The sequence below is a fragment of the uncultured Methanofollis sp. genome, from assembly GCF_937919355.1.
Lineage (GTDB): Archaea > Halobacteriota > Methanomicrobia > Methanomicrobiales > Methanofollaceae > Methanofollis.
Window position 1 is genome coordinate 1 of the sequence record NZ_CALFSA010000152.1, and the last position, 3,247, is coordinate 3,247.

Consider the following 3,247-nt stretch of genomic DNA (forward strand, 5'->3'; position numbering starts at 1 on the left):
TTCCCCTCCAGTTCGTCATAGAGGCGGTCGGTGACGATGATCGAGTTGTAGGTGGAGATCCCGCTCCCGAAACCGGTGTCTTTCAGGATGCCGGCGACAAGGACGCTCTTCTCATGCTCATCCTCGCCGACCTTGATCCTGCTCCCGATCCTGAGGTCGTGCTCCTTCGCGATCTCGGCCGAGACAAGGGCGCGGCTCCCGCCCCTGATCATCACGCCCTCCTCGAGTTCCAGCACCTGCGGGATGTCTTCGGGCGCAAGGCTGTAGATCGAGGCATAATTCTCCTTCCCTTTCGTCGAGTACCTGACATAACTCGAACGGTACGGGATGACCGGGTTCTTCCCGCTCGCCTTCTCGATCTTCGTGAGTTGATGCTCGGTGATGAGTTTCTTCTCCGTGGATATGCCGTAGACGCCCATACCCGACGACGAGGGATATATACTCAGTTGTCCGCCCTTCTCGGCGAGGTCGCCGCTCACCGCAACCTGGAGGGCCGAGCCCATGATCCCCATCGAGGTGATCGCAAAGACACCGATGACGATCCCGATCACCGCAAGGAGGGACCGCAGAAAGTGGAGGCGCACGTTCCTCTTTGCCAGGTCCATGTAGATGTCGGCGAATATCATGAGTCCTCAATCCTCCCGTCCCTGATCCTGATCACCCTGTTGGCATAGGTCGCGGTGGAGGGGTCGTGGGTGACCATCACGACGGTTTTCCCGCTCTGGTTCAGTTCGGCGAGAAGTTCCATGATCTGCACGCTCGTCGTCGAGTCCAGGTTTCCCGTCGGTTCGTCGCAGAGGAGGATCGCCGGGTCGTTGATGAGAGACCGGGCGATCGCCACCCTCTGCTGTTGCCCGCCCGAGAGTTCGTTCGGGGTATGGGCGGCATGGCCTGCGTCGATCCCCACACGTTCGAGGAGGTCGGCGGCCCTCCCACCGTCGTCGCGCCGCCTGTTCTTGATGATATAGGGGTATTCAACGTTCTCCTGCGCCGTGAGGACCGGGATGAGGTTGAATTTCTGGAAGATGAACCCGATGGAGTCGCGCCGCAGTTCGGTGAGGGCGTCGTCGGAGAGATCCCTCGTGTTCACCCCGTTGATGATGACGTCCCCGGCGGTCGGGGTGTCGAGACAGCCGATCTGGTTCAGGAGAGTCGACTTGCCCGAACCCGACGGCCCCATGATCGCCACAAAGTCCCCTCTTGCGATAGAAAGGGAGACGTGGTCGAGAGACCTGACGTCCCCCGCGGCCAGGGGGTAGATCTTCGTGACGTCCCTGAGGCTGATGACCGCCGCCGCGTCCATTATGGCCTCCGCGAGTTCCTCAGGTCGTCGATCAGACCGGTCTTCTTCACGATCACGCCGCAGATGACGAGGGCGAGCACGCCGAGGAGTGCCATGACGGGCAGGGGAAGACCGGACTCAGCGGTCTCCGCAGACTCTGAGGACTTCTTCGGGACGGAGACTCCCACTTTGTCGAGAGAGACGGCGATCGACTGCGTGTACAGGGTGCCGTCAGCGTCCCTGAAGGAGATCAGCAGGGGGACCTGGGTGGCGTTCTCGACACGGCAGTTGAGGTCGAAACTCGAGAGGTCGTCGGACTCAAGACTGCCGAGGACATACTCGGGGTAAGGGTTCTCGGGCACGGCCGGGTCGCCGGTGGTGACGACGACACCCCGCGCGGTGGTGAGGCCGGCATTGGTTATGTCGCCGCTGATCGAGTACGAACCGAACCCGCCCTTCACCTCGATGTTGTTCACGACAAGGTGGGCCATCGTCTTGGCGTCGCCAAAGACAACAGGGATCTCGGCGCGCGTGGTGTGGGTGTTCTGACCGGTGCGATAGGTGACCTCAAACCCGAGGGTGGTCTCCTTCGTGGGTATCACGTCGATGGTGACGTTTGCGGTGCCGGAGGGCGGGATGGCGCCGGCGAAGTGGCCGGTCTGGACAGCCTCGATCCCGTCGCCAAATGGCACGACAGAGACGCCGCTGATCTCGGAGGAGCGGGGGTTTCCGATGACCAGTTTGATCTGCTCCTTCTTGCCTTCGACAAAGGAGTCTGGGCGGGAGGTGACAAGGACGGTGGCCGGGGTCTCATCGACCTGGACAGGGATGTGGGTGCTCAGGCTGCCGCCTTCCCTGAACTCCATGTAGAACCAGGGGTAGTAGGTGCCGGTGTGGGTGTTTGTGTCGGCTTTCACGGTATAGGTGAAGGTCTGCTTTGCACCGGCACCGATGATACCCCCGGCGGTCTGTTCGCCGATGGAGGGGACCATCGCGTCCCGCAGGAAGGTGCGCGTGACCTGAACGGGATCGGCGCCGGTATTGGTCACCTCAATGCTGACGGTGGCGGTGTCGCCGGGCATGAGGGAGGCGGGTTCGACGGTTGTCTTCGTAACCGAAACCGGAGCCTGCGGCGAAGTTTTGTCCGTGGTTCCGTCTAAACTCTCGGTAGCAGACGCAGCAGGTGCGGCGCAGACGAGGAATATCAGCCCGATGATGAGGGCAAGGCCAGTACGATGCATATATAACTCCAGCGCGGGGCCTCTGCCCCGCATGCGTGTAAAGCACTATGTACATTTTGTCTTTAATAACTTACCATATGTCAATGGTAGCATTCATATAGTCATACACGGCTTACATTGATCTGCACCCGGGACCGCAGAGGCGGCCCTAATTCAGGTGAACAGATATGGATAATGACACATCCCTTATAAACGTCCTCATCGCCCCGAACCGCTTTTTCGGGGCGCTGGGTGCAGGAAGGGAGAGGATCGGCCTCCCTGCACTGATTGTCCTCATTTCAGCACTCATCACTGGAGCCGGAGCTTACCTCATGGCGTCTTCAATGACGATGATCGACGTCCCCGACGTCGACCCGGCCACCATGCAGATGATCACCGGCGCCGGCGCCGCTTTCTTTGCTTTCTTCACTGTAATGCTCGCCTGGGCGATCGGGTCCCTCATCATGCACGTGATCGTGAAGATCCTCGGCGGCACCGGGTCGTTCAAGTCGACGCTTTCCACCGTCGGTTATGCAAGTCTCCTGCAGGTCTTCGCAGGCCTGTTGACGCTCGCAGTCTTCCTCATCTATCACCCTGACGTCGCCGCCATCGCCACGGGGGAGCCTGCGGCGCTCGGTGCAATGGTCCCTGCCATGGCCGTCACCGCCATCGTCGGTTTCGTCGTCCTCATCTGGTCGGTCGTGATCGAGGCCTACGGCCTTGTCCACGCCCATGACCTCCCCCT

4 protein-coding genes are annotated in these 3,247 nt (G+C 60.8%); 1 reads left to right on the forward strand and 3 read right to left on the reverse strand.

Annotated features, from left to right (window positions below; translation table 11 throughout):
- From Q0520_RS07575 to Q0520_RS07585, 3 genes are all read right to left on the reverse strand, one after another.
- On the reverse strand, positions 1 to 626 hold a 626-nt coding region (locus Q0520_RS07575; protein ID WP_298668378.1), incomplete at its 3' end, for an ABC transporter permease.
- Complete coding sequence (locus Q0520_RS07580; RefSeq protein ID WP_298668381.1) at positions 623 to 1,303, reverse strand: ABC transporter ATP-binding protein; 681 nt, start codon at positions 1,301 to 1,303, stop codon at positions 623 to 625. The genes Q0520_RS07575 and Q0520_RS07580, both read right to left, overlap by 4 nt.
- The gene (locus tag Q0520_RS07585) at positions 1,303 to 2,523 is read right to left on the reverse strand and encodes a hypothetical protein (RefSeq protein ID WP_298668383.1); all 1,221 of its coding nucleotides are present in this window, start codon (positions 2,521 to 2,523) and stop codon (positions 1,303 to 1,305) included. Before Q0520_RS07585 ends, Q0520_RS07580 begins: the two co-directional genes overlap by 1 nt.
- Positions 2,524 to 2,690: 167 nt before the next feature.
- Between Q0520_RS07585 and Q0520_RS07590 the strand changes: the two genes are divergently transcribed.
- A partial coding sequence (locus tag Q0520_RS07590; RefSeq protein WP_298668386.1) for a YIP1 family protein occupies positions 2,691 to 3,247 on the forward strand: 557 nt, incomplete at its 3' end.